Origin of the sequence: Microbacterium horticulturae, assembly GCF_029094505.1 — a bacterium.
Lineage (GTDB): Bacteria > Actinomycetota > Actinomycetes > Actinomycetales > Microbacteriaceae > Microbacterium > Microbacterium horticulturae.
Genome location: NZ_CP119108.1, coordinates 3,050,364 through 3,076,488, shown reverse-complemented (window position 1 = coordinate 3,076,488; position 26,125 = coordinate 3,050,364). Strand labels below are relative to the sequence as shown.

The 26,125-nt window shown below is 69.2% G+C and carries 24 protein-coding genes; 14 read left to right on the top strand and 10 right to left on the bottom strand.

The genetic code is table 11. From position 1 onward, the window contains the following. Positions 1 to 44: 44 nt before the first annotated feature. The 3 genes from purU to PU630_RS14560 all read right to left on the bottom strand — a co-directional run bounded on the left by purU (position 45) and on the right by PU630_RS14560 (position 3,455). On the bottom strand, positions 45 to 920 hold the full coding sequence (purU, locus tag PU630_RS14570) for a formyltetrahydrofolate deformylase (protein WP_275277779.1): 876 nt from the start codon (positions 918 to 920) through the stop codon (positions 45 to 47). Between the two features lie 12 nt (positions 921 to 932). Beyond that, positions 933 to 1,739, bottom strand: coding sequence for a methylenetetrahydrofolate reductase (locus PU630_RS14565; RefSeq protein ID WP_275280113.1), 807 nt, complete (start codon positions 1,737 to 1,739; stop codon positions 933 to 935). Between the two features lie 333 nt (positions 1,740 to 2,072). Next, positions 2,073 to 3,455: an alpha/beta hydrolase gene (locus PU630_RS14560; protein ID WP_275277778.1), complete on the bottom strand. Its 1,383-nt coding sequence runs from the start codon at positions 3,453 to 3,455 to the stop codon at positions 2,073 to 2,075. A 520-nt stretch (positions 3,456 to 3,975) separates the two neighbouring features. On the opposite strand from PU630_RS14560, the gene PU630_RS14555 reads away from it, so the two are divergent. The 6 genes from PU630_RS14555 to PU630_RS14530 are packed head-to-tail and all read left to right on the top strand — an operon-like array spanning position 3,976 to position 9,008. After that, entirely contained in the window at positions 3,976 to 5,190 is a 1,215-nt protein-coding gene (locus PU630_RS14555; RefSeq protein ID WP_275277777.1) for an ABC transporter substrate-binding protein, read from the top strand. After that, positions 5,190 to 5,951, top strand: coding sequence for an ABC transporter ATP-binding protein (locus PU630_RS14550; protein ID WP_275277776.1), 762 nt, complete (start codon positions 5,190 to 5,192; stop codon positions 5,949 to 5,951). The genes PU630_RS14555 and PU630_RS14550 overlap by 1 nt, the downstream gene beginning before the upstream one ends. Further along, complete coding sequence (locus PU630_RS14545; RefSeq protein WP_275277775.1) at positions 5,948 to 6,625, top strand: ABC transporter ATP-binding protein; 678 nt, start codon at positions 5,948 to 5,950, stop codon at positions 6,623 to 6,625. The genes PU630_RS14550 and PU630_RS14545 overlap by 4 nt, the downstream gene beginning before the upstream one ends. Before the next feature lies 1 nt (position 6,626). Beyond that, positions 6,627 to 7,481, top strand: a complete 855-nt coding sequence (locus tag PU630_RS14540; RefSeq protein WP_275277774.1) for a branched-chain amino acid ABC transporter permease — start codon at positions 6,627 to 6,629, stop codon at positions 7,479 to 7,481. Then, positions 7,478 to 8,545, top strand: coding sequence for a branched-chain amino acid ABC transporter permease (locus PU630_RS14535; RefSeq protein WP_275277773.1), 1,068 nt, complete (start codon positions 7,478 to 7,480; stop codon positions 8,543 to 8,545). The genes PU630_RS14540 and PU630_RS14535 overlap by 4 nt, the downstream gene beginning before the upstream one ends. Beyond that, positions 8,535 to 9,008 (top strand): MarR family winged helix-turn-helix transcriptional regulator, encoded by a 474-nt coding sequence (locus PU630_RS14530; RefSeq protein ID WP_275277772.1) that lies wholly within the window; start codon positions 8,535 to 8,537, stop codon positions 9,006 to 9,008. Before PU630_RS14535 ends, PU630_RS14530 begins: the two co-directional genes overlap by 11 nt. A 357-nt stretch (positions 9,009 to 9,365) precedes the next feature. On the opposite strand, the gene menE is transcribed toward PU630_RS14530, so the two are convergent. The 5 genes from menE to PU630_RS14505 form a co-directional block, all read right to left on the bottom strand. Next, the gene (gene menE / locus PU630_RS14525) at positions 9,366 to 10,886 is read right to left on the bottom strand and encodes an o-succinylbenzoate--CoA ligase (protein ID WP_275277771.1); all 1,521 of its coding nucleotides are present in this window, start codon (positions 10,884 to 10,886) and stop codon (positions 9,366 to 9,368) included. A gap of 65 nt (positions 10,887 to 10,951) precedes the next feature. Next, positions 10,952 to 11,404, bottom strand: a complete 453-nt coding sequence (locus tag PU630_RS14520) for a MaoC family dehydratase (protein ID WP_275277770.1) — start codon at positions 11,402 to 11,404, stop codon at positions 10,952 to 10,954. Positions 11,405 to 11,436: 32 nt separating this feature from the next. Then, on the bottom strand, positions 11,437 to 12,627 hold the full coding sequence (locus PU630_RS14515; RefSeq protein ID WP_275277769.1) for an acyl-CoA dehydrogenase family protein: 1,191 nt from the start codon (positions 12,625 to 12,627) through the stop codon (positions 11,437 to 11,439). 1 nt (position 12,628) lies between these two features. Further along, the gene (locus PU630_RS14510) at positions 12,629 to 13,516 is read right to left on the bottom strand and encodes an amidohydrolase family protein (RefSeq protein ID WP_275277768.1); all 888 of its coding nucleotides are present in this window, start codon (positions 13,514 to 13,516) and stop codon (positions 12,629 to 12,631) included. Between the two features lie 84 nt (positions 13,517 to 13,600). Continuing rightward, positions 13,601 to 14,518: an SDR family NAD(P)-dependent oxidoreductase gene (locus PU630_RS14505; RefSeq protein WP_275277767.1), complete on the bottom strand. Its 918-nt coding sequence runs from the start codon at positions 14,516 to 14,518 to the stop codon at positions 13,601 to 13,603. 127 nt (positions 14,519 to 14,645) lie between these two features. Here PU630_RS14505 and PU630_RS14500 point away from each other — a divergent pair, with 127 nt between their 5' ends. From PU630_RS14500 to PU630_RS14490, 3 genes are all read left to right on the top strand, one after another. Continuing rightward, positions 14,646 to 15,107, top strand: coding sequence for a MarR family winged helix-turn-helix transcriptional regulator (locus PU630_RS14500; RefSeq protein ID WP_275277766.1), 462 nt, complete (start codon positions 14,646 to 14,648; stop codon positions 15,105 to 15,107). Positions 15,108 to 15,220: 113 nt separating this feature from the next. Then, positions 15,221 to 16,426: an MFS transporter gene (locus tag PU630_RS14495; protein ID WP_275277765.1), complete on the top strand. Its 1,206-nt coding sequence runs from the start codon at positions 15,221 to 15,223 to the stop codon at positions 16,424 to 16,426. A gap of 61 nt (positions 16,427 to 16,487) precedes the next feature. Further along, positions 16,488 to 18,401, top strand: coding sequence for a M3 family metallopeptidase (locus PU630_RS14490; protein WP_275277764.1), 1,914 nt, complete (start codon positions 16,488 to 16,490; stop codon positions 18,399 to 18,401). Positions 18,402 to 18,557: 156 nt separating this feature from the next. On the opposite strand, the gene PU630_RS14485 is transcribed toward PU630_RS14490, so the two are convergent. Beyond that, entirely contained in the window at positions 18,558 to 19,745 is a 1,188-nt protein-coding gene (locus tag PU630_RS14485) for a 4-hydroxybenzoate 3-monooxygenase (protein WP_275277763.1), read from the bottom strand. Positions 19,746 to 19,976: 231 nt separating this feature from the next. Next, positions 19,977 to 20,723 (bottom strand): IclR family transcriptional regulator, encoded by a 747-nt coding sequence (locus PU630_RS14480; protein ID WP_275277762.1) that lies wholly within the window; start codon positions 20,721 to 20,723, stop codon positions 19,977 to 19,979. Between the two features lie 268 nt (positions 20,724 to 20,991). Here PU630_RS14480 and PU630_RS14475 point away from each other — a divergent pair, with 268 nt between their 5' ends. The 5 genes from PU630_RS14475 (at position 20,992) to pcaG (ending at position 25,925) form a co-directional block, all read left to right on the top strand. After that, positions 20,992 to 22,872 (top strand): FAD-dependent monooxygenase, encoded by a 1,881-nt coding sequence (locus PU630_RS14475; RefSeq protein WP_275277761.1) that lies wholly within the window; start codon positions 20,992 to 20,994, stop codon positions 22,870 to 22,872. After that, positions 22,869 to 23,312: a MarR family winged helix-turn-helix transcriptional regulator gene (locus tag PU630_RS14470; protein ID WP_275277760.1), complete on the top strand. Its 444-nt coding sequence runs from the start codon at positions 22,869 to 22,871 to the stop codon at positions 23,310 to 23,312. The genes PU630_RS14475 and PU630_RS14470 overlap by 4 nt, the downstream gene beginning before the upstream one ends. 395 nt (positions 23,313 to 23,707) lie before the next feature. After that, positions 23,708 to 24,466 (top strand): IclR family transcriptional regulator, encoded by a 759-nt coding sequence (locus PU630_RS14465; protein WP_275277759.1) that lies wholly within the window; start codon positions 23,708 to 23,710, stop codon positions 24,464 to 24,466. 83 nt (positions 24,467 to 24,549) lie between these two features. Beyond that, positions 24,550 to 25,371, top strand: coding sequence for a protocatechuate 3,4-dioxygenase subunit beta (gene pcaH / locus PU630_RS14460; protein WP_275277758.1), 822 nt, complete (start codon positions 24,550 to 24,552; stop codon positions 25,369 to 25,371). Then, positions 25,371 to 25,925, top strand: a complete 555-nt coding sequence (gene pcaG, locus PU630_RS14455) for a protocatechuate 3,4-dioxygenase subunit alpha (protein ID WP_275277757.1) — start codon at positions 25,371 to 25,373, stop codon at positions 25,923 to 25,925. Before pcaH ends, pcaG begins: the two co-directional genes overlap by 1 nt. Positions 25,926 to 26,125 lie beyond the last annotated feature (200 nt).

Genomic DNA, 26,125 nt, shown 5'->3' with positions numbered 1-26,125 from the left:
TCCTTGTTCGTGGATGGGTGGATGCCGCGGGCTGCGGCATCCCGTCAGGTGAAGACGATCGTGTGGTTACCCGATCGGATCACGCGGTCTTCGGCGTGCCACTGCACAGCGCGGGCGAGCACTTCGCGCTCGACGTAGGCGCCGCGCGCCTGCAGGTCGGCGGCCGTCATGGAGTGGTCGACGCGGGCGACGTCCTGCTCGATGATCGGGCCCTCGTCGAGTTCCTTCGTCACGTAGTGGCTGGTGGCACCGATGAGTTTCACGCCGCGCTCCTTCGCCTTGCGGTACGGGGCCGCCCCGATGAACGCGGGCAGGAAGGAGTGGTGGATGTTGATCACGGGCACGCCGACCTTGTCGAGGAAGTCCTCGCTGATGATCTGCATGTACCTCGCCAGGACGACGAAGTCGACGTTGCCGGTGACCAGCTCGAGGATCTTCGCCTCGGCGTCACTCTTGTCGGGGCCCTGCGAGGGAACGTGGAAGAAGGGCACACCGAACGTGCGCACGTCTTCGGCCGTGTTCGTGTGATTGCTGATGACCATCGGGATCGTCACGGGCAGCTCGCCGCGGCGGTGCCGCCAGAGAAGTTCGAGCAGGCAATGGTCGGAGGTGGAGGCCAGAATCGCCATCCGTTTGGGGATGGACTGGTCGGTGAGCTTCCATGACACCCCGTACGGGGAGAGCGTCGCGGTCAGGTCGGCGTCGATGTCGGGGGTTGCCGCGGCCAGATCGGGGCGGTGGAACACGACGCGCTGGAAGAATTCGCCGCCGGCGGGGTTGTCGGAGTACTGGTCGAGGGAGACGATGTTGCCCTCGTTGCGGGTGACCAGGGCGGTGACCGCGGCGACAAGGCCCGGCTGATCGGGGCCGTGCACGATGAGGCACGCGTGATCGCGCAGGGCTTCGTTGTGGACTGTCACAGAGGGGCCTCCTCAGGATCGTTCTGCGATGAAGCGGTCGGCCCACTGAGCCGTCGCCAGCAGTCCGCCGAATGTGTAGAAGTGGAGCTTGACGCTACCCGATGCCGAGTCCTGCGCGAGCAGGGCCGACAGGTCGGTCACGAACCGGTCGGGGCCGGCCGTTCCCATCAGGTTGGTCAGGCTGAATCCGTACTTCTTCACGATCATCGCATTCGCCCCGATGCCGAAGCGCCGGGCGAAGCCGAGGAGTCGCTTGATCCCCGCGGGTCCGGGGGTGCCGATGCGGATCGGCGTGTCGATGCCGCGCCCGCGCACGGCGTCGATCCAGGTCACGACCGGGTCGGTGTCGAACGCGAACTGAGTCAGGATGACGGCATCCAGCGCCTGCTCCTGCAACGCCGCCGACTTGTCTTCGAGGTGCTGCCAGAGCACATCGGTCGCGATGTCGGGGTGGCCCTCGGGGTACCCCGCGATCGAGACCTCCTTCACGCCGTACTCCGGAAGGATGCCGGTGCGGATGATGCTCAGCGCATCGGGGTACGGCCCCTCGGGCTCGGCCGGGTCGCCGCCCACGCAGAACACGTGCTCGATCGCGCCTGCCTCGCGCAGCGCGCTGAGGAACTCCTCCAGGTACTGCTGTGACGGGATGCGGCGGGCCGAGATGTGCGGCACCGGGGTGAAGCCGAGCTCGGCGACGCGCCGGGCCGCGGTCACGCGCATCTCGAGGTCTTCGTTGCCGAGGAAGGTCACGTTGATCTTCGTGCCGGCCGGGATGGCGCGGGCGGCCTCGTCGAGGGCGGGGACGTCTTTGCCGGTCATCTCGAGCGAGAAGCCGTCGACCAGTTCGATGGCTGCGGTCGTGTCGGGTGCGGGGCTGTGCGCTGCCACGGCGGATCCTTCCGGGTCACAGGAGCGCTGCTCTGCGCTCGTTCGCCACTTTAACTATGCCCATAGGTAAACACAAGAGGGAAAGTGGATGCCGCGGCCCGCGCTCTTCTTCGTTCGCGCTCACCGCGATGTGGCCCCGAGCCTGACCGGTATGCGCTGGCACTGTGGCCCGCGGCATCCACACCCTTCGTTCGGTCGTCACGGATCACCGTTTTCTCCCGCTGGGACGGTCATCCGTGACGACGCAACGCCGTCGGGTGACGCTCAGCGGCGCGACCACCCGTGGTGCCAAGGCGTGTAGCTGCGGGCATTGACGAACACCGGCGGGCGATAGTCGATGAAGCCGCTGTCGCCGTAGCCGGTCCTGTCGGCGGCGCGGGTGAGGGCCCGGGCCGTGGTGCTGGACCAGTGACCGGTCACCACGCGCGTGTGCAGCGTGTTCAGGGCGCCCACGATCTCGGCCGCCGTGAAGTTGCAGTGCCCGATCGACTGCGTGAACGCCTGGCGCAGCAGCGACGCGCGGCCGGCGCGCTGCACCTGCTTGCGGTACAGGTTCTCGTACGCGATCGGTGCGAGCTGGTCGCTGATGGTGTGCAGCGTCAGCTCGGGAACGGTGATCCGCCCCGTGACGGTCGATGTCGCGGTCAGCGACCGCAGCGCGTCCGTATCGGGTGCGACGTCGGCGGTGCGGGTCAACGTGCGCAGATCCTTGTCGAGGTTGAGCCCGGCCTGGCGGTACAGCGCCCGGATCTGCGTGTAGTGCTCGGACTTTCGGATCAGCTTCGCGTAGTCGACTCCGACGTTCCACGAGGCGTTGCCTCCGGCCGAGGCCTCGATCGAGGGTCGACCCGAGATCATGAAGCCCAGCATCATCGGCATCCAGGCAGCCTCCTGTGCCTCCTGCTCGGCGAAGGTGGTCGGCGGCTGGTCGCCGCTGATCCAGTCGGGCACCTGCATGAGCGCCGCCGCCAGTGCGATGCGGGCCCGGCCCTGAGCGGTCTGCTGCCCGGCGTTCACGGCATCCGTCAGTGCCGAAGCGGCGGACTGCGCCGCGGCCGCATCGGCATAGCCGACGAGCTGGATGTCGGGATCTTCCGCCAGCAGCTGCGCTATGGCGTGTTCGCCGTCGAGTTGATAGTTGTTCAGATTGACGCCGCCGCCGAGCAGACCGCACGTCGTCAGCGCTCCGTCGATGCGGCCGTGGCCGCGCTCGGCCTCTTGCGCACTGATCAGGCCGCCCATCGAGGTGCCGAGAGCCAGCACCTCGCGCGGGTGCCCGATCACCTTCTTGGCGGCGGTGAGGGCGGCGAACTGGTCGTCGGTCGCCGAGGCGAGGGCCCACAGCGTCGGTCCGCTGTACGACGAGCCGACGAGGGCGTATCCCGAGTCGAGCAGGGCATCCTTCGTGGCGTCGTTCGGGGCATCCGCCGGGCTCAGCGAACCGAACCCGTGGCTGTAGAGCACGAGCACCCCGTTCCAGTGCGCGGGTTTGTCGGCGATCCAGGTGGCGCCGTCCGCGAGGGCGCCACTGAAGTGGGTGGACGTATCGGCCGTCGTCTCGACAGCCTGGGCGGCGATGCCGCCGGTGAGCACGAGCGCCGATGAGGCGACGATCGTGGTGAGGGCGCGTGTGATCCTTCTGGTCATGCGAACTCCTTCGTCCGGTGGGTGACGCAGTCAGGAGTATCAGGCAACCTGATAATTGCGCAAGGGGTGGATGCTGCGGAGCGGCAGGGCAGCGTGCGCGCAGGGGCGCGGTGCGGTGCGCGCGGAGGCCTGGGGCGACCTGGCTCCCTCCGTTCGGCAGTCAGTGGGCGGATTCGGCAGTCGGATGGATGCCGCGGCCCGTGGCATCCCCCTCTCGTTCGGTCGTCACAGATGACCGTTTCCTCGCGCCAAGACGGTAATCTGCGACGACCCAAAAACTGCGTACGCGGTTCGGTCGTCACAGATGACCGTTTTCTCGCGCGCAGACCGTAATCCGTGACGACCGAATATGGCAGCCGGTCCTGCCCCTGGCCCGACGCCCGCCCGCGGCTCGATCACGTCCCGGCATCGATCGTGAATCAGGGGTTGACGGGGCGGAACCCGGCCTTCATACTTCCTGATAGTCAGGCAACCTGATACCCGCCCGGCTTCCTGCATTCAATGACGAATCGGAGTGACGATGAAGTCCAAGACCCTGCATGCCGCCGCGGCCCTCGCTGTGGCATCCGTCACGGCGCTCGCACTGGCCGGGTGTTCCGGCGGCGGCAGCGCCTCACCGTCCGGCAGCGCCGGCGGTCCCATCAAGATCGGCGCGGTCATGCCGCTGACCGGTCCACTCTCGGCTCTCGGCGCGGGCGACAAGGAGGCCGCCGAGCAGGCGGTCGCCGACATCAACGCGGCCGGCGGCATCAACGGACAGAAGGTCGAGCTGACGGTCGCCGACGACAAGACCGATCCGACCGAGTCGGTCAAGCAGTTCAATCAGATGGCCTCCGACTCGAGCTACTCGGCGATGCTCGCGAGCTCGATGACCTCGGCCGCTGCCGCCGTGAGCTCCAGCATCCTGCAGTACAAGGTCCCGACCATCGCACTCAGCCCGGTCGACCAGTACGTCGACGGCAGCAACGCCTACGCGTTCACCTCGCCCGGCAGCACGAAGATCTACGCGCAGGCCCTGGTCGACTACTGGAAGACCCAGGACGTGAAGACGGTCGCGGTCGCCTACACAGGCACCGATCTCTACGGGCAGACCGGCGAGAAGTCCACCAAGCAGCTGGCCGAGGCCGCCGGCATGAAGATCGTGCTCGATGAGTCATACGACCCGGCTGCCACCGACTTCACCCCGCTGATCACCAAGGTCGTCGCAGCCAAGCCCGACGCCTTCGTGCAGTGGGGCTCGGGACCGGCGCCAGTGATCATCACGAAGCAGATCGCGGGCAAGGGCGTCGACTTCTACGTGACCGGGTCGCAGGCATCGAACCTGTGGCTGGAGCCGTCGGGGGATGCCGCTGAGGGCGTCATCGGCGCGACCACCGCAGCTCTCGATCCTGATGCGCTGCCCGACGGCGCGTACAAGGATCTGGTGATGGCGGTCGCGAAGCCCTGGCGCGACGCGAACAAGGGAGTCAATCCGCCCGAGTTCGCCTACGGCGGGGCCACGGCGATCGAGCTCGTCAAGAACGCGATCGAGAAGGCCGGGTCGACCGATCGCGACAAGATCCGCGATGCGCTGGAGCAGACGGATCTGCTGACCCCGAACGGCCACTACCACTACAGCAAGACCGACCACATGGGACTGGACTCGAGCGCGATCGGCATCATGGTGGTCAAGGACGGCGTGTGGAAGGCCACCGACTGGCAGATCGACAAGTTCAAGACGGACGCCCCGAAGTAATGCTCGAGGTGGACCGGCTCTCGCGGGCGTTCGGTGGGGTGTACGCCAATCGCGACGTCACCCTCTCCGTCGCCGACGGCGAGCTGCGCGGGGTGATCGGCCCGAACGGGGCGGGCAAGTCGACGCTGTTCACGATGATCAGCGGACACCTGCACGCACAGTCGGGTCGTATCGTCCTCGACGGGCAGCCCATCGACCGGCTGCCCCCGCACCGCCGGGCGCGGCTCGGTGTGGCCATAGTCTTCCAGGGGGCACGCCTGTTCCCCGGAATGTCGGTGCTGGCCAATGTCGCGGTCGGCGCGAACGCGCGCACCCGCGCCGGTGCGGTCAGCGCCGCGCTGCGGCTGCCGCGGCATCGGCGCGAAGAGCGCGAGATCTTCGCCGACGCGCACGAGGCGCTGGCACGGGTCGGGCTTGAAGACTGGGCGGATCGGGATGCCGAGCAGCTGCCCCTCGGGCAGCAGCGGCGCCTGCAGCTGGCGCGCGCGCTGACCGCACGGCCGTCGCTGCTGCTGCTCGACGAGCCCGCCTCGGGTCTGCGTGCGAACGAGCGCCGCGACCTGGCGCACCTCATTCGCGAGCTGCGTCGCGACGGCATGACGATCATGCTGATCGAGCACGACGTGGCGATGGTGACGAGTCTGGCCGACCGGATCACGGTGCTCGACCTCGGCGAGGTCATCGCCGACGGCACGCCCGATGAGATCCGCCGCGACCCGCGCGTGATCTCCGCCTATCTCGGAAAGCAGGCTGCCGCATGATGCTCTCGGTGGACGACCTCGTCGTTCGCTACGGCGCGGCGACCGCCCTCGACGGCGTGTCGCTGCACGTCGACGACGCCGAGCTCGTCGCCCTCGTCGGCCCCAACGGCGCAGGCAAGACCTCGCTGGTGAACGCTGTCTCGGGGATCGTCAAACCCGTGTCGGGGCGGATCGAGGTCGGCGGCCGCGTGGCGCAGGTGCCCGAGGGGCGGCAGATGTTCGGTGAGCTCAGCGTCGAAGACAACCTGCGGCTGGGTGCCTGGCGGCACCGGCCCAAAGACCCGTCGCCCGTCTACGATTTGCTGCCCGACCTGCGCCGGTTGCGCCGGCAGCGGGCCGACACACTCTCCGGCGGGCAGCAGCAGATGGTCGCGGTCGGCCGCGCCCTGATGGCGCAGCCCGACCTGCTCGTCGTCGACGAGCTGTCGCTGGGCCTGGCGCCGATGGTCGCGGCGCAGCTCGTCGAGCATCTGGCCACGCTCAACCGCACGCGCGGCACGGCGGTGCTGCTCATCGAACAGGAGATCGGCTTGGCCTTCGAACTGTGCTCGCGTGCCTATGTGCTCGAGTCGGGACGCATCAAGGCGGAGGGCTCGACGGCCCAGCTGCGCGACGCCCCCGAGCTGCAGGACGCCTACTTCGGCGGGCTCGACCTCACGGGGACGGCGGACTGACATGCAGGCCTTTCTCACCTATGTGATCTCGGGGCTCGCCCTGGCGGGTTCGTTCGCCCTGATCGGCAGCGGCATGGTCGTCGTCTACCGGGTCACCCACGTGCTCAATTTCGCCCAGGGCATGCTCGCGGTCTTCGGCGCGATGATCTCGTACTCGCTGCTGGGCGGGATGCTGCCGCACGGTGTCGCCGAGTTGGTCGCCGTGATCGGCTGCGCGGTCATCGGTCTCGCGATCGGCGTGATCGCGATCGGCAAGCCGGGCACGCCGCCGATGATCTCGCTGCTGATCACACTCGGCATCGGCATGATCGCGCAGGCGGTGGTGGTGGCGATCTGGGGGCAGGACCCCGTGTCGCCGCCGGGCATTCGCGGCAGCATCCAGGTCCTCGGTGTCAACCTCGCCACCCAGCGCCTGCTCGTGTTCGTCGTGGCGCTGGTGACCTTCGCGCTGCTGAGCCTGTTCTTCGCGCGCACCGACATCGGCAAGGCCCTCACCGCCTCTGCGGCGAACCCGCGAGCGGCGCGGCTGGTCGGCATCCACCCGCTGGCCATGGGCCTGGTGGCGTTCGCCATCGCGGGCGCGCTCGGCGGTCTTGCCGGCGTGCTGGTCGCGCCGACGACCGCGGTCTCGGTGTCGTCGGACCTGCCGCTCGTGCTGAGCGGTTTCGCGGCGGCGATCTTCGGCGGACTGCGCAGCCCTTGGATGACGTTCCTCGGCGCCGTGATCCTCGGCGTGGTCGGGCAACTCGTCGCCGCCTACGGCAACGGGTCGTACCAGACGCCCGTCGCGCTGCTGATGATGCTCGTCATCATGATCGTGCGCGCGGGCGCCATGGCCACGGAGGAGGCGAAATGAGCACCAGTGCTGTTCGGGTGCGTCCGGGTCTGGGACGCGCACGCTGGATCGCGGCGATCGCCGTGTTCGTGGTCCTCGCGGTGGTCCCGCTGCTGCTGAACGACCTGACCTTCTTCGTGCAGACCGTGCTGGCGGCGGTCGTCGTGACCGGACTGTCGCTGTTCATGGGCTACGCCGGCCAGGTGTCGCTGGGGCAGAGCGCATTCGTCGCGGTCGGGGGACTGACGGTGGCCGCGCTCACCGTCAATCTCGGCCTTCCGCCGCTTCTGACGCTCGTGCTCGCACCGATCTTCGGGGCGGCGGTGGCGGCGCTGATCGGCTGGCCGCTGCTGCGGCTGCGCGGGCACTATCTCGCGTTCGGCACGCTGGCCGTGCTGCTGATCATCCAGACGGTCATGGCCACCGTGCCGTTCCTCGGCGGGGGAATCGGCATCTTCGGCATCCCGCCGCTGTCGGTCGGCCCTCTCGTGCTCAGCGGCCAGCTGCCCTACGCGTACCTGGCGCTCGCGGCGCTCGCCGGCGCCATGGCGGTCGCGCACAACCTGGTGAACTCGCGGTTCGGGCGCGGCATCCGCGCCCTTGCCGGCAGCGAGAGCGCGGCGGCGTCCAGCGGCGTGCCGGTGCTGCGCAGCAAGGTCGTCGTCTTCGCTATCGCCGGGGCCTTCGCGGGGCTCGCAGGTGGCATCGGGGCGTTCTTCACGCCGTTTGTCAGCCAGGACACCTACCCGCCCTTCGCCTCGTTCGGATACGTCATCATGGCGATGGTCGGTGGCCTCGGAACCCTGTGGGGGGGCGTCGTGGGAGCCGTCGCGCTGAGTCTGTGGCTGCAGCTGCTCAGCGCCGTGGCCTCGCTGCCAGGCCTGCCGCCCACGGCGGGGCCGATACTGCAGTACGCCGGCTATGGCGTGGTGCTCGTCGTTTTCCTGCTGCTGCTGCCGCGCGGTATCGTGCCGTCGGTGGGGGATGCCGTGGACCGGTGGGCCACGCGACGCCATCTGCCGCCGAATCCCGCCACCGATCATGAGGCCGACGAGCCTGAGGAGGAACGCGTCGATGCCCGATAGCGCACGGTCGACCGTCACCGCGACGACCGATGCGCCTCCGGTGACGCTGCTCTACCTCATCAAGCAGGTCGAGCTCGCGGTACGGTCGCGGCTCGACGAGCTCGCCGCCGCGCACGGGATCACGACGATCCAATACACGGCGCTGACCGTGCTCGAGCGGCACCCGGGCGCGATCGCGGCGCAGCTGGCCCGTACCTCCTTCGTGCGCGCGCAGAGCATGACGCAGCTGCTCGACGTCCTCGAGCGGCGCGAGCTCATCCAACGCACGCCCGATCCGTCGTCGCGACGGCAGCTGCGCATCTTCCTCACCGCCGCCGGGCACGAGCTGCTCGACCGCATGCGCGATCCCGCCGCCGAGATCGAGCACGACATGACGGCGATGCTCGACGCGGGCGATGTCGACGTCCTGAGCGCGATGCTGCAGTCGTGCCGCGTCGCGCTCGCCGACGCCGCGGGCCGCTGAGCGGGCGCTGGGAGCGCGGCGGGGCGGTCGGCGGCGGTGGCCGTCGGCGCTCGCCGGCGGTGCCGAACTCCGACGCCGGCGGCGTCTGCAGCGCCGTGAGGCGTGCCCGCGGCATCCCCTCCCTCGTTCAGTCGTCACGAATGACGGCTTTTCGGCGGCAGAACGGTCATCTGTGACGACCCAAAAGTCGACTCCGATTTCAGTCGTCACGAATGACGGCTTTTCGGCGGCAGAGCGGTCATCTGTGACGACTGAGTGATCGCTCAGTCGTCGTGCCGCGTCCGCCCGGTGGGTTCCCGGCGCGACAACACCCTCGTCCCACCGCGCGCAGACGAGTGGATGCCACGGCCCGCGGCCTCAGCGCGCGTACTGCTCGCGCAGGTCGCCCTTGCGGATCTTGCCGCTCGCGGTGCGCGGCAGCTCGTCGACGAACACCACATCGCGCGGGATCTTGTACTTCGCGAGGCGCCCGTCCAGGCGCGCGATCACGTCGGCCGCCGTCAGATGCGCGCCCTCGTCGAGCGTCGCCACGGCCAGCGGCACCTCGCCCCACTTGGGATCGGGCACTCCGATGAGCGCGACCGCTGAGATCTCGGGGATCTGCATGATCGCGCCCTCGACCTCGGCCGAGTAGATGTTCTCACCGCCGGAGATGATCATGTCCTTGAGCCGGTCGACGATGAACAGGTAGCCGTCCTCGTCGAGGTAGCCGAGGTCACCGGTGTGCAGCCAGCCGTCGACGATCGCCTCAGCCGTCGCCTCGGGGCGCCGCCAGTACTCGCTGATCACGTTCGGTCCGCTCACGAGGATCTCGCCGACGTCGCCGGGCGGCAGCATCCCGCCCTCCGGACCCACGATCTTCACGTCGGTGAAGAACTGCTTCAGACCCGACGACCCCATCTTCTCCATACTCATGTGCGGCGGCATCGCCGTGGCACCGGGTGAGGTCTCGGTCATGCCGTAGCCGCAGGAGAAATGCAGGCCGCGCTGTTCATAGGCCTCGAGCATCCGCTTGGGCATCGACGAGCCGCCGCAGGTGAGGTGCCGCAGGCTCGACAAGTCGGTCGTGGCCCAGTCGGGATGCTCCTCGATGAGCTGGTAGGTCGTCGGCACCCCCGAGAGCATGGTGACCTGCTCGCTCTGGATGGCATGCAGCACCTCGCCCGGGTCGAAGCGCTCGTGCAAGATCACGGTGCCGCCCTGCAGCAGGATCGGCAGCGCGCCCATGCCGAGCGAGGCCACATGGAACATCGGCGAGATCAGCAGCACCCGCTCGCCCGACCCGATGCCGTAGTCGACGAGCGCGTTGAACGTGTTCCAGGTGAGGTTGCCGTGCGTGAGCACGGCGCCCTTCGGGTACCCGGTCGTGCCCGACGTGTAGAGAATGAGCGCCGCATCGTCGAGCGTCACCGGCACGTCGACGTACTCGTCGGCGCCTGAAGCCACGACCGCGTCGTAGTCCTCGACGCCCGGGATGTCGTCCCCTCCGACGCAGATGCGTCGCTGCGCGGACGTCGACCAGGTGCCGGCGCGCGCCAGGTCGAGCAGCACGTCCTGGAAGATGAGCGTCGTCGCACCCGAGTTGTCGACCGCGAACTCGATCTCGGGGGGCGCGAGCCGCGTGTTCAGCGGCACGAAGATCGCGCCCAGCATCGTGGTGGCGAACAGCGACTCGAGGAACGAGGGGTGGTTGTTGCCCAGGTACGCGACGCGGTCGCCGGCGCGCACGCCCCGTGTGCGCAGCGCGTCAGCGAGGCGCAGGATGCGCTCGTCGAGCTCTTCGTAACCGATGCGCCGGTCGCGGAACGCGATGGCGCTGTCTTCGCGCATGCGCTGGGCGCGCCGGTTCACCCAGGTGCCGATGCCGTGGTTGAGCATGTGTCTCCTTCGTCATTGAAGAGGGGATGCCGCGGGCCCGCGCGGCCGGCGCAGCCCGAGCCGGATCAGGCGTAGAAGCGGCTGAGCCCGCGCGCGACGACGGCGGGCTTGGTGCCCCCCTCGACCTCGATGGTCTGGTCGACGGTGATCTGGTACCCGCCGGCGACCTCGGCGACATCGGCGATGACCGCGTTCATGCGGATCCGCGCGCCGACCTTCACCGGCGAGACGAACCGGACCTTGTCGAGGCCGTAGTTGACCTTCGTCGTCACGCCGGTGACGTCGAGCAGCTCGGTCCACATCGGAATGGTCAGCGACAGCGTGAGGAACCCGTGCGCGATCGGACCGCCGAAGGGGCCGTCTTTGGCGCGCTCGGGGTCGGTGTGGATCCACTGGTGGTCGCTGGTCGCGTCAGCGAAGGTGTTCACCTGATCCTGCGTGATCTCGCGCCATTCGCTGTAGCCCAGGTCCTTGCCGACGAGGGAGGGAAGGTCGGCGTAGTCGACGGTGGTGGTCATGGTGTTGTCTCCGTTCTCCGGTGGATCAATTGTCAGACGAATGCGGATGAGCCGGTCAGGGCCCGGCCCACGATCAGGGCGTTCACCTCGTGCGTGCCCTCGTACGAGTACACGGCCTCGGCGTCGGCGAAGAAACGCGCGACGTCGTTCTCGAGCAGGATGCCGTTGCCGCCGCACACCTCGCGGCCCAGCGCCACCGTCTCGCGTGCGAGACGGGCGGTCTGCATCTTGGCCAGGGCCGAGTTCTCGTCGGAGAAGACGCCGGCGTCTTGCCGGGCCGACAGCTGCACGGCCATCGCCAGCGACGCGGTGAGGTTGCCGGCCATGCGGGCGAGCTTCTCCTGCACGAGCTGGAATGCCCCGATCGGGCGGCCGAACTGCTCGCGCTCGCGCACGTAGCGCACCGCCGCCTCCACGGCCCCGGCCTGCAGACCCGCGGCGATCCACGACACGTCCGAGCGCATCACGCGCAGGATTCCCGCGACATCGCGCCATCCGTCCACGCGCTGCAGCCGGGCGCGCTCCGGCACCCGGACGCCCTCGAGCGTGATCTGCGCGTTCTGCATGGGGCGCAGTGAGACTTTGCCGCGAATGGTCGAGACGGTCACGCCGTCCGCGTCGCGCGGCACGACGAAGACCTTGACCTGCCCATCGGCATCATCGCGCGCGAACACCGCGATGACATCTGCGCTGACGGCGCCGCCGATCCACCGCTTGGCTCCGTCGAGCACCCATTCGTCACCGTCTCGGCGAGCCGATGTGGCAAGGCCTCCGGCGATGTCCGAGCCATGCTCGGGCTCGGTCAGAGCGAACACGCCTTTCAGGTCGAACGAGCGGATGCGTGGCTCGAGCTCGGCCGCCTGCTCGGGTGAGCCGCCGAGCGCCACGGCCGCACGGAACAGGCCCGACTGCGCGTTGTACATCGTCGCAACCGACACGTCGGTGCGGGCGAGCAGGTAGGTGCGGAAGCCCGAGAACATGCTCGAGGCGGCTTCTGCGGCATCCACCCCGTCCGGATCCATGAGATGCAGGGGGATGAGTGCGCCGAGCACGCCGTCGGGCATGCTCGCCGTCTCCCACGCGTCGTTCATGAGCGGGCGCACGTCGCGCTCGAGCACCTCTCGCAGCTCGGTCAGCGCGGCACGGGCCGGCGCGCTCAGGTGCGTCTGCGCGAAGCCGTAGGGGTCGATTCCGATCGTCGGGTCCAGCTCGAACGCGGCCATCTCAGCCGCCCAGTTCCAGCAGCCGTACGGCGTTGGCCTTCATGATCCCCGGCAGCACCTCGGGCTTGAACAGGGCGGCCTTCTCGGCGTCGGCGATCCAGCGGTCGGGTGTGATGAGGGGAAAATCCGAGCCGAACAGGACCCGCTCGCGCAAAAACGAGTTCGCCGCCCGCACGAGCTCTGCCGGGAAGTACTTCGGGCTCCAGCCGGAGAGGTCGATCCAGGTGTTGTGCTTGTGCGTGGCGACCGAGATCGCCTCGTCCTGCCACGGCACCGAGGGATGGGCCATGATGATCTGCAGATCGGGAAAGTCGGCGGCGACGCCGTCGAGCAGCATGGGGTTCGACAGCGCGAGGCGAAAGCCGTAGCCCCCCGGCATCCCGGCCCCGATCCCGGTCTGCCCGGTGTGGAACAGTGCAGGAACGCCGGCCTCGGAGATCGCCGCGTACAGCGGATAGAACTGTTCGTCGCTCGGGTCGAAGCCCTGCACCGTCGGGTGGAACTTGAAGCCGCGCACGCCGCTGTCGTCGACCAGCCGCCGGATGCGGTCGAGGGCATCCGGGCGGCGCGGGTCGACCGAGCCGTAGGGGATGAGGATGTCGCTGTTGCGAGCGGCGCCCGCGGCGATGTCGGCGCTGTCGACCGGCGCATGGTGCAGTTGCGTCTGGGCGTCGACGGTGAACACGACCGCCGCCGTCTTGCGCTCGCGGTAGTACTGGGCGATCGAGTCGAGGTCGGGACGCGGCCCACTCGTGCTGAAGTACTTCGACGCCGCCTCGCTCAGCTCGGCCGGCATCGACGAGTGGCCGTGCGCATCGACCTCGATGTGCACGTGCGTGTCGATCGCATCGATGCCGTCGACGTCGATTGTGGGTGCGTAGCGGGTCATGGGTACCTTTCCGGTCGTTGGCGGCGCAGTTTGAGCGGCGGCTCCGGTCGTTGAGCGAGGGTGGCGAGTCGAAACGCCCTCGCCCTACCGCTGCAGCTCGTCCGGCAGCGGCGGGAAGGTCTCGCCCACCGACTGGCGATGCGCATCGATGATGTCGCCGAAAGCCTCGTCGAGTGCGGCGACGCTCCAGCCGCCCTCGCGGTAAGCGCTGAACACGGGCTCGGGGTGCGACCAGACCTGCAGGCGGTCGCCGCCGACGCCGATGGCCTGACCGGTGACGCCGGCCGCGGCATCCGACGCCAGATACGCGACGAGCCCGGCGACGTCGTCGGCCGTGCCGAAGCCCAGGTCGTGCCGGAAGAACGGGGGCATCGCCTCGCCCTTCTGCTCGGCCTCGACCGCCGCAGCGAAGTAGGGCATGGTCGCCGTCATCGCGGTGGCGGCCACGGGGATCACGGCGTTCGCGGTGATGCCGGCCTTGCGCAGCTCCATCGACCAGGTGCGCACCATGCCCACGATGGCGGCCTTGACGCCCGAGTAGTTGGTCTGGCCGAAGTTGCCGCGCTGGCCGGCGGGCGAGCCGATGCAGATGATGCGTCCGGCGATCTCGTTCTCGCGCATGTACGCGGCGGCGGCGCGCACGCACGTGAAGGTGCCGCGCAGGTGCACGTTCACGACGGTGTCGAAGTCGTCGTCGTTCATCTTCCACAGCACCTTGTCGCGCAGCACTCCCGCGTTGGTCACGAGGATGTCGAGCCGTCCGTACGCCTCGACCGCAGCCTGCACGAGTTGTTCGGCGGTCTCGGTGGAGCCGACCGGCGCGACGACGGCCGTTGCGCGGCCTCCGTTGTCGGTGATGGATGCCGCGGCCGCCGTCGCGGTGTTCTCGTCGACGTCGTTCACCACGACCGCCGCGCCCTGGCGGGCGAGTTCCTGCGCGTATGCGAGACCCAGCCCGCGACCCGATCCGGTGACGATGGCGACCTTGCCCTCGAGTGACATCCCTGCTCCTTCGCTCGTGCTGCGCGTGTGCGCTCATGCAACGCTCTTGCGCTACACCGATGCAATCGCAGATCATTGAGATTGTCAATGATTGCCTTCTGGCAGGATAGGCGCACGAGGAGGGTGAATGGGCGAGACGACGCAGACGACGAGGTCGCCGCTGTGGGCGACCACGGTCGGCAGCGACCCGGCGTTCCTGCTGGCGCGGGCCAACGCGCTCTCGCTCGCCGACGCGACCGCCTCCCTCTCTCCGCTCGGGCTCAAGGTGCGCTCGTACTCGGTGCTCGCGCTCGCCGCCGCCGATGCGCGGCCCACGCAGCGCGAGCTCAGTGAGTTCTTGCGGCTCGATCCCAGTCAGATCGTGAGTGTGCTCGACGACCTCGAGCGCCGCGGATGGGTGCGCCGCGAACCCGACCCGCGCGACCGGCGGGTCAACGTCGTGGTTGCGACCGACGCCGGCCGCGAGGCGTGCGCGCGGGCGCGTTCGGCGGTCGAGGATGCGCAGCGCGCACATTTCGCCGTGCTCGACGCTGAAGAGGCTGAGATGTTCACGGCGCTGCTGCGGCGCCTCGCCGGCGCGGGGGAGTAGCGCGCCGCGGCGGTGCGGCCCGTGGGTGCATGGCGCGGTGGCGCGACCACGACCCGCCCGCCGATCACTACGCAGATAGTGAAACGCGCCGGGCGCGAGTACCGTTGCTGATCATGCCTGACCGCCCCGCAGCATCCCGCTCCCTCCCGGTGCTCATCGTCGTGATCGTGCTGTCGGCGGCGATGCTGCGCGGCCCGATCCTCTCGGTCGCGCCCGTCGCGCGCACGATCGGCGCCGATCTGAGCGTCGGCGCCGGCGTCATCGGGCTGCTGACGACGATCCCCGTGCTCTGCTTCGCCGTGTGCGCGCCGCTGGCGATCGCGATCATCCGACGGGCGGGGGCGGATGTCGCGCTGTCGCTGACCCTCGGCGGAGTCGTGCTGGGCAGCATCCTGCGATCCGTCGACGGCATCGCGATGGCCATGGTCGGCACGGCTGTGCTGGGCGCGTTCGTCACGATCGGCAACGTCGTGCTGCCGATCATCATCGCGCGTGAGTTCAGCGCGCGGCGCGCGCACACGATGACCGGCGTCTACACGGCCGCGCTCAACGTCGGCACGATGACGGTGACGCTCGGTACCGCGCCGCTGTCGGATGTGGTCGGATGGCGCTGGGCCATCGCCTCGTGGTCGGTGTTCGCGCTCATCGCGCTCGTGGTCTGGGTCGGTCTGCGCGGCGTACGTGCGGCCTTCGCCCCGAGGCCAGGCCCCCGTCGTGACGCCGACGCGCCGCGCGTCTCGGTGCTGCGGCATGGACCGACCTGGCTGCTGGCGGCCGCCTTCTGCGGGCAGGCGTTCGCGTTCTACGCGATCACGGCGTGGCTGCCGACGCTGCTGGGCGACCAGGGCTTCAGCAGCAGCGCCGCCGGCGCGATCGCGGCGCTGTTCCAGGTCGGCGGCATGATCGGCAGCCTGCTCCTGCCCGTCGTGACACTGCGCTCGTCGATCCTCATCGGCGTCCTCTGCGTCGGCATCGGGTGGCTGACCGTGCCCCTCGGCTTTCTGTTCGCGCCCGGACTGTGGCTGGCGTGGTGCGTGATCGGCGGTCTCGCCCAGGGCGGGGGCGTGACGATCGTCTTCATCATGATCAATGCGTTCGGCGACGACGAGCACACCACCGCCGGGCGCTCGGGCATCGTGCAGGGGCTGGGCTACGCGGTCGCAGCGTCGGGTCCGCTGCTGCTGGGCGCGCTGCACGAGGCGACCGGCGCATGGACCGTGCCGCTGCTCGTCGAGCTCGTGGCCGTGCTGCTGTTCCTCTTTCCGGGTCTTGCCGTCGCGCGGCATCTGCGCACGCCGGCGCGCGGTTCCGCCCGGTGAGCGAGCTGCAGCGGAAACGACCGCGCTCGCCGCTGTCGGCGCCCTGACGTAGTCTCGTCCGGTGACGACTCCCGAACCGCTGACGCTTCCCGCCCCTGCTGACACCCTCGACTGGATCCGCTCCCGGTGCGACGGCCAGCTCGACCGGGCCCGCGAGCTCGTCACACAGCTGCGCGCCGACCGGCCGACCGACGCGCTCGCCGTGCTGAACGCCTGGAACGACATCGAGATCGCCGTATCGAACGCGGCGGCCGCGGCGTCCGTCTCCTCCCAGACCAATCCTCACGAGGCGGTTCGGGATGCCGCAGACGAGGCCGAGCAACGCATCGATGCCTTCCACACCGAGCTGGCGCTCGACCGCGAGCTGTTCGAGATCGTCAGCGCGGTCGACGGGTCGGGGCTCGACGCCGACGCGTCGCGGCTGCTCGAGCGGGTGCTGCGCGACTTCCGCCGCGCAGGCGTCGACCGAGACGAGGCCACGCGCTCGCGCCTGCGCGAGCTTGCGCAGGAAGAGCTGCAGGCCAGTCAGGAGTTCAGCCGCAACATCCGTGCGGGCGTGCGCACGATCCGGGTGCGGCCCGAAGAGCTGGCCGGCATGCCCAGCGACTGGATGGCGGCGCACGAACCCGACGACGACGGACTCATCGCCGTCTCGACCGACTATCCCGACTCGGTGCCGTTGGCGACGTACTGCTCCGTGGCATCCACTCGCCGTTCCATGACTCACGAGCGCCAGAACATCGCCTGGCCCGAGAACGATGCCGTGCTGCACCGCCTGCTCACGCTGCGCGCCGAGCACGCGCGGCTGCTCGGCTACGCTAACTGGGCCGACTACGACGCCGAGGTCAAGATGATCGGCGACGGCCGGGCGATCGGCACATTCATCGACAGGATCGCGGATGCCGCCGCCGACGCCGCGCAGCGCGACAAGAGGGTTCTGCTGCAGCGTTTGCAGCAAGACGTGCCGGGCGCGACCGACATCGACACGGCCGATGTGCCCTACTACTCCGAGCTCGTCCGCAAGGAGCAGTTCGCCGTCGATGCGCAGCTGACGCGCACGTTCTTCGCGTTCGAGAAGGTGCGTCAGGGACTGCTCGATGTCACCGGGCGCCTGTTCGGCCTGAGCTGGCAGCGCGTGGACGCGTCGACCTGGCACGAAGACGTCGCCTCGTACGACGTGCTGCGCGACGGCGAGCGGATCGGGCGTATCCACCTCGACCTGCACCCGCGCGAGGGCAAGTACAAGCACGCCGCGCAGTTCGACCTGGTCTCAGGAGTGCGCGGTCGCCAGCTGCCCGAGGGCGTGCTTGTGTGCAACTTCGGCACCGGGCTCATGGAGCACAGTCAGGTCGTCACGCTCTTCCACGAGTTCGGGCACCTCATTCACCACGTGCTCGGAGGTGACCAGCAGTGGGTGCGCTTCTCAGGCGTCGCCACCGAGTGGGACTTCGTCGAGGCCCCGAGCCAGATGCTCGAAGAATGGGCGTGGGATGCCGCGGTCCTGGCGACTTTCGCGACGAACGAGGCCGGTGAGGTCATCCCCGCCGACCTGGTCGAGCGCATGCGCACGGCCGACGACTTCGGCAAGGGCTTCCACGCGCGCACGCAGATGTTCTACGCGGCGCTGTCGCTGCGCATCCACGAGCAGGTGCCCGACGATCTGACCACGACCGTGCGCGAGACGCAGGCGCAGTACTCGGTGTTCCCGTACATCGACGACACGCATTTCCACTGCGCGTTCGGTCATCTCGATGGATACAGCTCGGGCTACTACACCTACATGTGGTCGCTCGTGATCGCGAAGGACATGTTCAGCGCCTTCGACCGCGCCGACCTGTTCGCGCCGGACGTGGCGTCGCGCTACCGCGACCGCGTTCTCGCCCGCGGCGGATCGGGAGATGCCGCCGACCTCGTCGCCGACTTCCTCGGTCGCCCTTACACCTTCGACGCCTACGCGGCCTGGCTGGCGGAGTAGGGGAGGCGTGCTCCCGGTCGTTGAGCGAGCGAAGCGAGTCGAAACGCGCCTCGTTTCGGCTCGGCGGCTGCGCCGCCTCGCTCAACGACCGGCGTGTGTCTGCTTCCGGCTGTTGAGCGAGCGAAGCGAGTCGAAACGACGTTCGCGCCACCTCGCTCAACGACCGATCGGCTCCATCGGCCAGCCCGTGTACGCCTCGGCGAGGTAGGTGCGCCCGGCGTGCGAGTCGGTGACGCTGCGCAGCTCGCCGAGCTGCCGCATCCGGTCGAAGTCCGACGCATCGGGCATCTGGTGCAGCATGCTCGTCATCCACCACGAGAAGTTCTGCGCCTTCCAGATGCGGTGCAGGGCCGTCTCTTCGTACCCGTCGAGCAGTCGCGCGTCGTTCTCGAGCAGGAACGCCCGCAGGGCGCCGGCCAGCAGCAGCACGTCGGCGATCGCCAGGTTCATGCCCTTCGCGCCTGTCGGGGGCACGGTGTGCGCAGCATCCCCCACCAGCACGATGCGATCGCGACGCAGCTCACGCGCGACGAAGCTGCGGAACTGCAGCACGTCGCACTGGAAGATCGGCCCCTCGTGCAGCGTCGTGCCCGGCACGCGCGACTGGAGGGTCTCCCATAGCTGCTCCTGTGTGTAGGCCTCGGGGTCGACGTCGGGGTCGCACTGAAAGTACATGCGCTGTACGGTGTCGCTGCGCTGGCTGATCAGCGCGAAGCCGTTGGGCGAGTTGCTGTAGATGAGCTCGGGGGCGCTCGGGGGCGCCTCGCAGAGAATGCCGAACCACGCGAACGGGTACTCCCGGTACAGGCCGGCGCGCGGCCCGGACATGGCCTTGCGCACGACCGAGTGCGAGCCGTCGGCGCCGATCACGATCTCGGCGGCGATCTCGGTCTCGGCGCCCTCGGCGTCGGTCACGACCACGCGCGGGCGGTCGCCCGTCACATCGTCGACGCGCACCGCCGTGTGCTCGAAGCGGATGTCGGCACCAGCCGGGACGAGGGTGGCCAGCAGATCCTGCAGCACGAGGTGTTGGGGGTACAGCCATACGCCCCGACCGACGAGGTCGGCGAAGTCGATGCGGTGCCCGACGCCGTCGAAGCGCAGCTCGATGCCGTCGTGGCGCATGCCCACCTGGTGCGCGTGCGTGTCGACCCCGGCGGCCACGAGAGCCTGGACGGTGCCCTCTTCGAGGATGCCGGCGCGAATGGTCTGCTCGATGTCATCGCGCGAGCGGCTGTCGACGACGATCGAGTCGATGCCGGCGTTGCGCAGCAACTGCGCGAGCAGCAGCCCGGCGGGCCCGGCTCCGACGATGGCGACCCGGGTCTGGACGGTGGTGGTCATGTGCGTCTCCCTCGACTTCGCTCCCCATTGTGGATGAGGCGAGATGCCGAGGGCCTGTTCTTCCCGTTGAATAGGAGTCACGGCCGGTCGTGGCAAGGCTCCTCGCCTGAGCCGAGGGGATCTGTCGAGGCGAGGATGGAATCGGGTGGATCGGCCCTCGCCCGGGCAGATCTCCTCGCCTCGGGCGAGAGCCATCGCAGCGAGGGTGCGGGCGCCGGATCAGGAACCCCGTCAGGCCCCGAGAGTGGAGTGGATGTCGCGGGCCGCGCGATGCAGCGCGGCAAGCGGCGCCTCGACCGCCGCATCGCGCGCGACCACCACCGACAGTGCCGCGACGCACCGGCCCGCGGCATCCCGAACCGGCACGGCCAGACCCGTCGCGACATCTTCGATGGATCCGGGGGCCACGGCATGCCCGAGCCGGCGCACCTCGGCGAGCTTGCGGCGCAGAGCCGTCGGATCGGTGATGGTGGCGCGGGTCAGCCCGTGCAGGGGTCCGGCCAGCACCCGTTCCTGCAGGTCCGGCGGTGCGTACGCGAGCAGGACGAGTCCCGAACTCGACGCGTGCAGGGGAAGGCGCCCGGCGATGCGGGTGATGTTGGAGGTGGCATCGCGGCTCGACAGCCGCTCGAGGAAGAGGGCCTCGTCCTGCTCGAGGATCGCCAGCTGGGTGTGCTCGCCGACGGCTGCCTGCACGCGCTCCATCGCGGGCATCGCCGCCTGGCGCAGACGCAGTGCGGCGGAGGAGCGCGTCGCGAGCTCCCACAGGCGCATGCCGACGCGGATGCGCCGGTCTTCATCGCGCTCGAGCAGGCCTGTCTCGACGAGTTCACCGATGAAGCGGTGCACGGTGGATGAGGGCAGACCCGCGCGCCGCCCGATCTCGGCGGCGCTCTGCACCGTGCGCGTCGGCGTGAAGGTCTCGAGCACCCGCAGCAGCCGCTCGGTGACCGAGTCGCCGGTGGGGGAGTTGGCCATGCGCCCACCCTCTCACGCCGAGGTCGCACGTGTTCTCGCGAGGTCGTACGTGTTTTCGCGAGGTCGTACGTGTTTTCGCGAGGTCGTACGTGTTCTCGCGAGGTCGCACCTCGGCCGGCCGTGGCGCGAAGACGACCTGGCGAGATCCGGCACGACCTCGCCAAATCGCACAGGTCTGCGGCATCCCCCACTAGAATCGTTGGGGTACTGACGATATAGTGGACACGCGCACAGGAGCGCACCTCACGTCGGGATCGAAGGAGATCGCATGCAGTACTACCGCGACGGGTATCGGCCCGGGGACCCCGACCTGCAGCCCGCGGCGCCGGAAGCGGCATCCCGCACCGCCGACATCCCCTCCGACGTCGACGTCCTCATCGTCGGCACGGGCCCCGCCGGCACGGTGCTGGCGGCTCAGCTGTCGGCCTTCCCCGACATCACCACCCGCATCGTCGAGCGCCGCGATGCGCCTCTCGCCCTCGGCCACGCCGACGGCGTCGCATGCCGCACGGTCGAGATGTTCGAGGCGTTCGGTCTGGCCGACGAACTGATGCGCGAGGCGTACTGGGTGAACGAGGTGCGCTTCTGGGGTCCGAGCGACGACGATCGCTCGAAGATCGTGCGCACCGGTTGGGTGCAGGACACCCCCGACGGGCTCAGCGAGTTTCCGCACGTCATCGTCAACCAGGCGCGCATGCAGCACTTCCTGCTGCAGCACGCCGCGCGCTCGGCGAGCCGCCTCGAGGCGGAGTACGGCGTCTCCTTCGTGACCCTGACGGTCGGCAGCGGCGACGATCACCCGGTCGAGGTCGTGCTGCAGCGCGGCGACGAGCAGTTCACCGTGCGGGCGAACTACGTGGTCGGGTGCGACGGGGCGCGCAGCAGAGTGCGCAGCGCGATCGGACGGGAACTGGCGGGGGATGCCGCGAACCACGCGTGGGGAGTGATGGACGTGCTCGCGACCACCGACTTTCCCGACTGGCGCACCAAGAACGTCGTGCAGTCGGCCGGCAAGGGCAGCCTGCTGATGATCCCGCGCGAGGGCGGCAACATGGTGCGCTGCTACGTGGATCTGGGCGAGATTCCGGCCGGCGACAGCACGATCCGCGCCACCACCGCCGAGCAGCTCACCGCGACCGCGAACGCGATCCTGCATCCCTATGCGATCGACGTGAAGCAGGTCGCCTGGTCGAGCGTCTACGAGGTCGGGCAGCGCCTGACCGACCGGTTCGATGATGTCGAGGATGACGACGGTCGCACCCCGCGCGTGTTCATCGCGGGCGATGCGTGCCACACTCACTCGGCGAAGGCCGGTCAGGGCATGAATGTGTCGATGCAAGACGCGTTCAACCTCGGTTGGAAGCTCGCCGCCGTGCTGCAGGGTCGCTCGGCACCCGCGCTGCTGCACACCTACTCGGGCGAACGGCAGACGGTCGCGAAGGACCTCATCGACTTCGACCGCTTCTGGTCAGACTTCATCGCTCAGCCGAGCGTCGACCCCGAGCATCCCGAACGCGGCGGTGTCACCGCGGCGCAGATGCAGGCCGAATTCGCCCGGCAGGGGCGGTACACCGCGGGGCTCGCGACGAGGTACGAGCCGTCGTCGCTCACCGGAACCGACGAGCACCAGGCTCTGGCATCCGGGTTCGAAATCGGCACCCGCTTCCACTCGTCACCGGCCGTCCGCGTCGCCGACGCCTCTCGTGGCGAACTCGGCCACGTGCACCGCGCCGACGGACGCTGGCGCCTCTACGCGTTCGGCGACGAGGGCGGCCGGCGTCTGAGGTCGCTGGCGCAGTGGCTGACGGATGCCGCAGACGCCCCGACTGCGCGGTTCACCTCGGCGGATGCCGACGTCGACAGCGTGATCGACGTGCGTGCGGTGCTCCGCACGGACCATCACGACGTCGAGCTGGGCGCTCTGCCCGAGATCCTGCTGCCGCGGACCGGGCCATTGGGTCTACAGGACTGGGAGAAGGTCTGGGCCACCGGCGAGGACGCCGACATCTTCGCGGCGCGCGGTATCGCGCCCGAAGGTGCCATCGTCATCGTGCGCCCCGACCAGTACGTCGCGCACGTGCTGCCGCTGGAAGCACGCGAAGAGCTCACGGCGTTCTTCGGCGGATTCCTGCTCGAGGCCGCGCGATGAGCGAGCCGGTCGACGTGCTCGATGTCGAACCGCAGCGCCACCTGGGGTATCTGATCCGCCGGGCGCAGCAGCGGCACGTCGCGACCTGGGCGCGGGTCGCCTCGACCGAGACGACGAGCGTGCAGTATGCGATTCTCGCGGTGCTCGACCGGTGCGGCGAGGCGAGCCAGCGGGAGCTGTGCGACGAGGTCGACCTCGACCGGTCGACGGTGGCCGATCTGCTCGCCCGCATGGAGCGGCGCGGCTTGGTCACGCGGCAGCGGGCCGCGGGCGACGCGCGGCGCAATGTCGTGACGCTGTCCGTTGCTGGTCTCGCCGAGCGCCGTCGCCTGCGCCCGCTCGTCGAGCAGGTGCAGCAAGAACTGGCTGCCGGTATGACGGGCGAAGAGGTCGCGGCGCTCGAGGCCGCGCTGCGCGCGTTGCTGTCGGCGGGTGCTTGAGCCGCGGCATCCCGCCCCCGCCCCCCCCTTCCCCTTTCCCGCGAGGTCGTACGTGTTTTCGCGAGGTCGTACCTATTGCGCGCGAGGTCGTACGTGTTTTCGCGAGGTCGTACCTGTTGCGCGACCTCTGGGCCGGGGCGTTCCGTCGCCGGGCCGCGCCCACCGACGCGAGCTTTCGCGAGATCACGCCCGTGCACGCTCCTGCGGCTCAGAAGCGTGCAGAGACGTGTTCTCGCGAAAGCGGGGAGACGGGGTCGGCTACGACCTCGCGAGATTGGCTACGACCTCGCGAGATTGGCTACGACCTCGGCGCAAGCGCAAGCGCAGCGCGCGCAGGCGCGCGCAAAAGCGCACGCGCGCACACACGCGCTACCCTCGAGCCCTGGGGAGGATGGATGCCGGACGACGGAATGCTCACGCGCATCATGCGCGTGCTGTCATGCTTCTCGGCCGATGAACCGGCCGTCGGTGCCGGCGAAATCGCCGTGCGCAGCGGCATCCCGATCTCCACGGTGCACCGGCTGCTCGCCGACCTCGTCGCGGAGGGGCTGCTCGCTCGCGCACCCGGCCGCACCTATACGATCGGCGCGCGGCTCTGGGAACTCGGCGAGCTCTCGCCGCTGTCGTTGCGTCTGCGCGAGACCGCGCTGCCGCACATGGCGCGGCTCTACGAGGCGACCGGCGAGAACGTCCACCTCGCGGTGCTCGACGGGGTGACTCCCGAGGCGTCGGTCGCGCTGTACGTCGGGCGGGTCACCGGTTCGGGCTCCATCCCGACCCTGAGCCGCATGGGCGGGCGCCAGCCCCTGCACACGACCGGCGTGGGCAAGGCGCTGCTGTCCACCCGCGACGCGGTCTGGCTCGAGCGATACTTCCGAATTCCTCTGCAGCGCGAGACGACCCAGTCGATCGTCGACGAGCAGCGGCTGCGCAGCGAGCTGCGGCGCGCGCAACTGCGCGGCTACGCGACCACGCGCGAGGAGATGACTCTCGGCAACGTGTCGGTCGCCGCCCCCGTCTCGCATGTGCAGGGGCTGCCGTCGATCGCGATCGGCGTCGTCGTGCATCTCGACCGCGCCGACGAGCGCCGACTTGCACCGATGGTCGTGCAAGCCGCTCGTGACCTGCACCATGACCTGCGATCCTCTCACTGAGTGCGACATCCATCCGTCGCGTGGCCGGGTTCCTGCGACGCTGGAAGGGTCCGTCACCACGTGGACGGTCAAAGGAGACACCCATGACAGACACTCAGTCCACGGCAGCCGCGCCGGAGAGCCTGCTTGCGTCCGCCGACTTTCCGCCGCAGTCGCAGATCACGCGTGAGATCCAAGAGATCCACGCCGACTACGCGCGGCGCGAAGCAGACGGCGAGAAGCTGCCGGCGACGATCTACGACTTCCCGCCCTACCGCTCGAGCCTGCTGCGCCACCCCACCAAGAATCCGCGCCTGGTCGACCCCGAGACGATCGAACTGTACTCGCCGGCCTACGGACAGCGAGACGTCGCGGCCATCGAGTCCGATCTCACGCTGCAGCACGCGGGCGAGCCGCTCGGCGAGCGCATCACGGTGCGCGGGCGCGTGCTCGACTCGTGGGGCCGCCCCGTCGCGAACCAGCTGCTCGAGATCTGGCAGGCCAACTCGGCCGGCCGCTACATCCACCAGCGCGACCAGCATCCGGCCCCGCTCGACCCGAACTTCACCGGTGCGGGCCGTACGGTCACGAACGATGACGGCGAGTACCTCTTCACGACGATCAAGCCGGGCGCCTATCCGTGGAAGAACCACCAGAACGCGTGGCGCCCCGCGCACATCCACTTCTCGGTGTTCGGCAGCGCGTTCACGCAGCGCATCGTGACGCAGATGTACTTCCCCGGCGACCCGCTGTTCGCGCTCGACCCGATCTACAACTCGATCCATCGGCAGTCCGACCGCGACCATCTGGTCAGCACCTACGACCACGACCTCACGGTGCCGGAGTTCTCGATGGGCTACCGCTGGGACATCGTCGTCGACGGCCCCGACGCCACCTGGCACGAGCCCGAGGAGGGCGAGCACTGATGCCCGACAAGACCCTGGACCCCACGCCCGGCCAGACCATCGGCCCGTTCTTCGCGTACGGGACCGTCTTTCCCAAGATGCACGAGATCGTCCATCCCTTCAGCCCCGGCGCCATCGTGCTGGGCGGCACCGCGTACGACGGCAACGGATCGCCGATCCCCGACGCGATGATCGAGATCTTCGGTGCCGACAGCGATGGCACGGTGCCGAGCACGCGCGGAACGCTCCGCCGCGACGACCACAGCTTCACCGGGTTCGGCCGGTCGTTCACGGGCGACGAAGGGCACTTCGAGTTCTGGACGCGCAACCCCGGAGCCGCGGCGGGCAAGGCGCCGTTCTTCGCCGCCATCGTGTTCGCCCGCGGGCTTCCGAACAAGCTGCACACGCGCATCTACCTGCCCGATGACGAACAGGCGCTCGCCGCCGACCCGCTGCTGGCCTCGCTCGACGCCGACGAGCGCGCGACCCTGGTCGCCACGCGCCTGCCCGACGGTTCGCTGCAGCACGACATCCACCTGCAGGGTGAGGGCGAGACGGTCTTCCTCACGTTCTGAGGGGGAAGAGTGGATGCCGCGGCCCGGTGGGTCTGCGGCATCCGCCCGCCCCGCCCCACCGAATTCATATGGATTTGTCCCTTGCACATCAAACCGGCGTCGGGATGATGTGCGTTCGACAGACTCATATGAATTTGCCGCGGTAGAGGTCGGGTCGGGGCACACGACACGCATGTCCACCGTTCGCTACGCTTCGCAGG